A 6,464-nucleotide genomic window follows, 5' to 3' on the forward strand; every position below is an offset into this window, starting at 1 on the left:
GATATGACGATTTCCAAAACTCGCCGGTGGCGCAGGATGATGGCGGCCGGCGCACTCGCGTGCATGGCGTTCAGCAGCCACGCGGAGATCTTCTACGGTGGGCAGACCAAAGGTGTGGCGGGCAGCCAGGTCGATCTGACGATCCATGCCCGCGCCGGCACCGTGCTGGACTCGCTCGACATCGTGCCCGAGCTGGCGGCGGTCGCGTCCATCCTGCACCTTGTCTCCTTCGATACGACGGCAGGCCTGACCGACGGCGGATCTGGCTTTTGCACGGATCAGGCGTGTGCCTACTTCTACCTGCCGGACAAGACTTTCGCCGAGGACACGCTGCTTGCGCGCTACCGCTTCACGATCGATCCGGCCGCGCCGCTCGGCGTGGTGCCGTTCGACACGGGAGTGACGGTCGGCATCACGCCGCTGCCGCTGCCGGGCGCGCTGCAGTTTGAAGTGGTGGCCGTGCCCGAGCCGTCGAGCTGGCTGCTCTTGCTGCTCGGGTCGATCGCGATCCCGCTTGCGCTACGCCGCGCGCGTGGCTAGCTGCGCGAGCAGTTGGAGAAGCAGCATGAACTATGTGGATAGCTATGTGATCGCCGTGCCGACCGCCAAGCGCGAGGCTTATCGCCAACTGGCGCAAGACGCCTCAGCCGCGTTACGGTCGTGCCGATGTTCACAGGCTCATCAGCTCGCTGGACGTGCAGTCGCGACCGCGGTCCTTTGAAAGGTAGAGCGCTCGATCGGCGCGTTCCAGCGCAGCGTCCAGCGTCTCACCCGGGCGGGCCTGCGCGATGCCCGCGGAGAATGTGTATGAAATACCTGCGTGCGGCTTCAGCGTGCCTCGCACGCGTTCAAGCGCCGTGCAGGCGTCCGCCAACTCGGTGCCGGGCAGCAGAAGCAGGAACTCTTCGCCGCCATAGCGCCCCATCGATTGGCCGGTACGCAAATGCGCCTGGGTGTGCGAGCAGAAATGGCGCAGCACTGCGTCGCCGCCAGCGTGGCCGTGGGTGTCATTGATCTTCTTGAAGTGATCCAGGTCAAGCAACGCCATGCAGACCGGCTGTGAATGGCGGCGTGGGTCCTCGAGGGCACTGTTGGCGAGCTTCATGATGTGGCGTCGGTTCGGAACGCCCGTCAGTTCGTCTGTAAATGCTGCCTGGAGCGCGAGTTCGTGTGCGTGCGCCAGTTCGGTGGCCATGCGCTGGTTGGCCCGCAGCAGGCGTTCGCAGTCATCCTTCTGGTCGCGCAGCGACTTGCGCTGCAAGTACAACGCCACGAAGGCCCCGACCTTGCTTTCCAGCACCAGCGGCGGGATCGGCTTCACCAGAAAATCGACCGCGCCAGATTCATAGCCCTGAAACGCTCGCGCGGTGTCCATGCAGGCCCCAGTCAAAAAGATAATGGGCACCTCACGCGTGCGCTCATCGTCACGCATAGCTTCGGCCAGCTCAAAACCATCCACGCCAGGCATGTTGACGTCGAGCAGCGCCAAGGCGAAGTCGTATTCGCGCAGCCGCTCCAACGCGACCGCGGCCGACTGGGCAGAAACAACTTCAACGCCGGGGCGGTCCAACAACAACTTGTTCGAAGACAAGTTGTCAGTGTCGTCGTCGACATGAAGGATGAAGGCGATCTCACGGGTCGGCAGCGTTGGCTCCCGAAGAGGACATCCTTGAACGTTATCAAGGGCGCGAGCCAGCGTGGCGCCGTTGAAAAGGCTCTTTCAATGCGTTACTCGCGACCCGCCAGCTGAGTCCTCAGAAGTTTCAGCAGCTCGTCGGTCCGGACCGGCTTGCTGAAGATGAAGCCCTGGTACATGTCGCAGCCCAGGCCCGCCAGGCAATCGTGCTGTTCCTGCGTTTCCACGCCCTCCGCCGTCACGGTCATGCCCAGGCTGTGGCCGAGGTCGACGACGGTGCGCGCAATCGCCAGGTCGGCGGCCTGGCCGGGCAGGTCCATGACGAAGGAACGGTCGATCTTCAGTTCGTCGAGCGGGAAGCGCTTCAGGTAGCTCAGGGACGAGTAGCCCGTGCCGAAGTCATCGATGGACAGCGTGACGCCGAGCGACTTCATCTCGTTCATCAGCGAGATGCCATTCATGACGTTGTCCATCAGCATGCTCTCGGTGAGCTCGATGACGATGCGGTGGGCCGCTATGCCGGTGTCCGCCATGGCCCGGCGCAGCACGCCGCAGAGATCGCCCGAGATGAACTGGGGTTTGGCCACGTTCAGCGCCAGCTTGAGGCTGCCGAAACCCGCTTCGGTCCAGCACGCGGCGTCGCGGCAGGCCTGCTTGATCACCCACTCCCCGAGCGCCGAGATCAGGCCCATTTCTTCTGCCAGGGCGATGAAATTCCCCGGCTGCAGCAGGCCGAGCTCGGGATGCTGCCAGCGCACCAGCGCTTCCGCGGCAACGATGCCGCCGGTGGTGAAGCTGACCTTGGGCTGGTAGTGCAACAGCAGCTCGCCGCGCTGGATGGCGCCGCGCAACTGGGAGCCCAGCTTCAGCCGTTCATAGGACACCGCGTTGAGCTCCAGGGACGCGAACTGGATGTGCGTCAGCGCCTGGGCCCGGGCGTGGGTGGAAGCCAGTTCGGCACCTTTGCGCATCGCCTCGGCCGAGGTGCCGTCTTCCGGTGAAACGGCGATGCCTATCCATGGCGTGGCCACGATGTCGTGCGCACCCAGCTCGACCGGCTCGGCCAGCAGCGTGACAAGCCGCTTGGCCAGCACCTCGATGGCCGCCGCACTGGGCTGGCCTTCCAGCAGTACACCAAAGTGATCGGCCCCCAGCCGGCCGACCCTTGCCGCCGCGGGCTTGCCGTTGTGCGGTGGCGGGCTGTGGTCATTGGCGAAGCGCTCCAGCCGGTGCGCCAGCACCTGGGCGAGCCGGTCCGCCGTGGACTGGTCCACCGTTTCCCTGAGCTGCTTGTATTCCGGGATCTCGATGCTGAACAGCGCCACCGATCCGCCCACGGCCTCGCGTTGCTGCAGCAGCGAGTCGGTGTGGCGGTCGAACTGGCGCTGGTGAGGCAGGCCCGTGAGCGCGTCGAAGTTGATGCGCTGGACGTGGTACTGGTGATAGGCGAGGGTGTTGCGCACCCGCAGGACCAGCTCGCTGGCGTCCACCGGCTTGGCCAGGAAGTCTGTCGCACCCAGCTGGAGGGCGCGCAACTTGGCATCCGCACCGGTCGAGGCGGTCAGCACGATGACGGGTGTGTAGCGCAGCTCGGGGTCGGCGCGGATCGCCTCCAGCACCTCGAAGCCGGACATCTGCGGCATCATCAGATCGAGCAGCACCAGCCCCGGTTCCTCCCGCCGCAGCAGGGCCAGCGCCTCACGCGGGTCATTGGTGGCGACGAAGTTGGCATAGCCCTCGTCCTCGAGGTAGGTCTGGATGAGGTCCGTCATCAGGGCCTCGTCGTCGACCATCATGACCTTGGCCTCGAGGAGCGGGGCGTAGTCGGGGCGGTTCGGGGCCTGCATGGCGTTCTTGTCGGCGGGTGCGGCTGCAACTGACGGCATGGTGGTGGGGCTGCGGGGCTTCATCAGACGGCCCGCGTGGTGTCGGCGGCGGGCGTGCCGCGAAGGATCCGGCTTTCAAGGCTGCGCAGCAGCGCCATCGTCGTGTGTGCACCGTGGCTGTCGCCACGCGCAGCGGCTTCCTCCAGCGCGCAGGCCGGCTCGAACAGGTCGTCGTAGCCCATGCTGCCGCCGGCGCCCTTGAGCCAATGGGCAAGCGCTTCCAGCGCCACCATGTCTGCGGCCGCGAGGGCGGCGTCCATCTCGGCAAGCTTGAGCGTGAACTGCGTGACGAAGCGCGCAATGATGCCGCCCAGCTTGGGGTGACCGATGAGGCGGGAGATGATCACCTGGCTGTCGGCGACCCTGCCTGGTGGCGTCGTCGAGTGCGCGTCGCCGGCATCCCCGGTGACGGCTTCGCCACCCAGCCGTGTCGCGAGTTCGCGCATCAGGGTGTCCACGTCGATGGGCTTGGTCAGGTGGCCGCTGAAGCCGGCCTCGTCGAGTTCCCGCTCGAAGCCCTTCATCGCGTTGGCGGTCAGCGCAATGATGGGCAGCGTCACGCCCCGAGCGCGCAGCTGCCGGGTCGCTGTCTGGCCGTCCATCACAGGCATTTGCATGTCCATCAGTACCAGGTCGTAAGACGCGGTCTCCATCAGGTCCAGGGCCATCTTGCCAGTATCTGCCTCGCTGACCTGCAGACCGGCGCCTTCAAGCAGCACACGCACCAGTTGGCGGTTCTCCTCGCCGTCGTCGACGACGAGCACGTGCCCGGCCGCGAAGTGCCAGCGTTCGCCCGGCAAAGGGCGTGCCGCGGCGATGTCGCTGACGCGCAACACCGCTGGCTCCAGCAGCGTCGTGCCGGCCAGCGGGCCGGCAGCCAGCCAAAGCGTGAAGGTCGTGCCGGCGCCATGGACGCTGCTGGCGACGATGTCCCCACCCATCGCGCGCGCAAAGCCGCGGCTGATGGTCAGGCCCAGGCCCGTGCCGCCAAAGCGGCGTGTCGTCGTCGACTCGGCCTGAACGAAGGGCTCGAAGACGGAGTCGAGCTTGTCGCTCGGGATGCCGATGCCGCTGTCCTGCACGGCGATGCAGTAGCGCGCCACGGGGCCCGCCGTGTCCAGGTAGAGCCGCACGCGCACGCCGCCGCGCTCGGTGAACTTGATCGCGTTGCCGACGAGGTTGGTGAGGATCTGGCGCAGCCGCACCGCGTCGCCCTCGATGCGCGCCGGCAGGGCCTCGGGGAACTGCAGTTCCAGCGTCAACCCCTTGTCCTGCGCGCGTTCCGACAGCGTGTGCACCACCTCGTGCGCCACCTGGTGCGGTGCGATGGGCAGCCGCTCGGCCTCCAGGCGGCCGGCCTCGACCTTGGACAGGTCGAGGATGTCGTTGATGAGATTCAGCAGATGGCGACCGCTGGAATGGATGATGTCCAGGTGCCGGGCCGCCTCGTCGGGCTGGCGCAGGCCGCCGCGTCGCAGCACCTCGGTGAAACCGAGGATGGCGTTCATGGGCGTGCGGATCTCGTGGCTCATGTTGGCCAGGAACTGGCTCTTGGCCTCGTTGGCTGCATCGGCCTGCTCCTTGGCCACGCGCAGCGCCTGGCCGCGCTGCTCCAGCTCCGTCACGTCCTGGAAGCTGATGACCACGGCCTGCAAGCCGCCTTGTTCGTCCAGGATGGGCGAGCAGTTGGCGCGCAGCGAGAAGCGCACGCCATCCGTCTCGCGCGTGACGTTCAGATGCACGTCGCGCTGGGCGCTTTGGGTTGCCAGGGCCTGCTGCCACGGCAATGCCTCCGCCGCGACGGCACCGGCATCCTGGTGGCTCCACGCGAACTCCGACGGCGAACGGCCCACCAGCTTGCTCTCTGGGACGCCCAGCATCTGGCTGGTCGACGTGTTGGCCAGCACGATGGCGCCCGCGCGGTCCATCACGATCAGGCCCTCGGTCAGCGTGTCATAGGCGGTGCGCACGCGCTGCGGCACGGCACGCGACGGGTCCAGCTCGCGCAGCATGCGGCGCAGATAGCCCCAGAACAGCAGCAGGCAGACGCCGAAGGTGAAGGCCGACAGCCGCAGGCTCGGGTCCTGCAGCAGGCTGCGCCAGCCGTCTGCGCGCAGGGGCTCGAAGCGCAGCTCGACCTGGCCCCAGGGCTGGCCCGCCTGCCAGACCGGCACGACCAGCGCCGCATCCGTGGAAGCGCCGCCAGCCGGGGCCTGCCAATGCTGGCTGTGTTCGGCGAGGTCGACCAGCAGCTCGCCGGCCTGGTCGCGCACGCCGATGGATTTCACGTCCGGGTTGCGCTCGCGCAGGAAGGCCAGCGTGGCCTGCAAGGTCTCGGGCTGGGACTCGTCGATGACGCTGGAGACGGTGATGGCCACGGTCTCCGCGAGTGTGGCGCGGTGCTGGCGCGTCAGTTGCTCGGCGTCCGGCACGATGCCGAGATAGCTAGCGGCCAGGCTGGCACCGACGGCCAGCGCGGCGAGGCCCAGTGCCAGGTGCACGCGCGACGACATCCAGCGCGTCAAGGCGGAGAGTTTCATTCGGTGGGCTCCGGCGTGCGGCTGCGGCGGTCGTCGAACAGGCTCTCGACATCGGGGTCGGCCTCGCGCGCTGCGCGGTCGCCGCGGCGGCGCTTGGCGGCGCTGGCGGCGGCCAGCACGGGCAGCGGGTCGATCATCTGCCAAGCCGGCAGCGCCGACAGCATGGAGCTGACCAGCACGCCGCCACGCACCAGCCAGACGACGTAGCCGATGGACAGGCCGCTGGTGATGGCGATGCTGGAGGCCATCACCTGGCGGTGTTCGGCGCCGGGCTCGGCCATCTGGCGCTGCAGGTCGTCGAGGCGGCGCAGCAGGTCGTCGCTGCGCAGCAACTGCGTCAGCGATGCGGCGGTCAGGTCGCCGTACTGCGGCAGCAGCGCCGTGGCCAGCACCGCGTCGGAG

6 protein-coding genes are annotated in these 6,464 nt (G+C 67.5%); 2 read left to right on the top strand and 4 right to left on the bottom strand.

The genetic code is table 11. The features are described 5' to 3' along the window. Nucleotides 1–3: 3 nt before the first annotated feature. Both ACXRVZ_RS17770 and ACXRVZ_RS17775 read left to right on the top strand, forming a co-directional pair. Nucleotides 4–540 carry a PEP-CTERM sorting domain-containing protein gene (locus tag ACXRVZ_RS17770; protein WP_457423930.1) on the top strand — a complete coding sequence of 179 codons (537 nt, stop codon included), beginning with the start codon at nt 4–6 and terminating at the stop codon, nt 538–540. Between the two features lie 25 nt (nt 541–565). Further along, nucleotides 566–721: a DUF1428 family protein gene (locus tag ACXRVZ_RS17775; protein WP_457423928.1), complete on the top strand. Its 156-nt coding sequence runs from the start codon at nt 566–568 to the stop codon at nt 719–721. Here the strand turns inward: ACXRVZ_RS17775 and ACXRVZ_RS17780 are convergent. From ACXRVZ_RS17780 to ACXRVZ_RS17795, 4 genes are all read right to left on the bottom strand, one after another. After that, nucleotides 671–1,696 (bottom strand): diguanylate cyclase, encoded by a 1,026-nt coding sequence (locus tag ACXRVZ_RS17780; RefSeq protein ID WP_458232648.1) that lies wholly within the window; start codon nt 1,694–1,696, stop codon nt 671–673. The two genes, ACXRVZ_RS17775 and ACXRVZ_RS17780, sit on opposite strands and share 51 nt — an antisense overlap. A 32-nt stretch (nt 1,697–1,728) precedes the next feature. After that, the gene (locus tag ACXRVZ_RS17785; RefSeq protein ID WP_457423926.1) at nt 1,729–3,522 is read right to left on the bottom strand and encodes a putative bifunctional diguanylate cyclase/phosphodiesterase; all 1,794 of its coding nucleotides are present in this window, start codon (nt 3,520–3,522) and stop codon (nt 1,729–1,731) included. Between the two features lie 23 nt (nt 3,523–3,545). After that, a complete protein-coding gene (locus tag ACXRVZ_RS17790; RefSeq protein ID WP_457423924.1) occupies nt 3,546–6,062 on the bottom strand; it encodes an ATP-binding protein in 2,517 nt (838 codons plus the stop codon). Further along, nucleotides 6,059–6,464, bottom strand: a 406-nt coding sequence (locus ACXRVZ_RS17795; protein WP_458232647.1) for a hypothetical protein, incomplete at its 5' end; no start/stop codon positions are given. The genes ACXRVZ_RS17790 and ACXRVZ_RS17795, both read right to left, overlap by 4 nt.

It is taken from the genome of Roseateles sp. P5_E8, assembly GCF_054177665.1.

What these genes read in the sequence shown, in the direction of transcription:
- ACXRVZ_RS17770 (WP_457423930.1), top strand. Translation starts at nt 4, where the DNA reads ATGACGATTTCCAAAACTCGCCGGTGGCGCAGGATGATGGCGGCCGGC.
- ACXRVZ_RS17775 (WP_457423928.1), top strand. Translation starts at nt 566, where the DNA reads ATGAACTATGTGGATAGCTATGTGATCGCCGTGCCGACCGCCAAGCGC.
- ACXRVZ_RS17785 (WP_457423926.1), bottom strand. Translation starts at nt 3,522, where the DNA reads ATGCCGTCAGTTGCAGCCGCACCCGCCGACAAGAACGCCATGCAGGCC.
- ACXRVZ_RS17790 (WP_457423924.1), bottom strand. Translation starts at nt 6,062, where the DNA reads ATGAAACTCTCCGCCTTGACGCGCTGGATGTCGTCGCGCGTGCACCTG.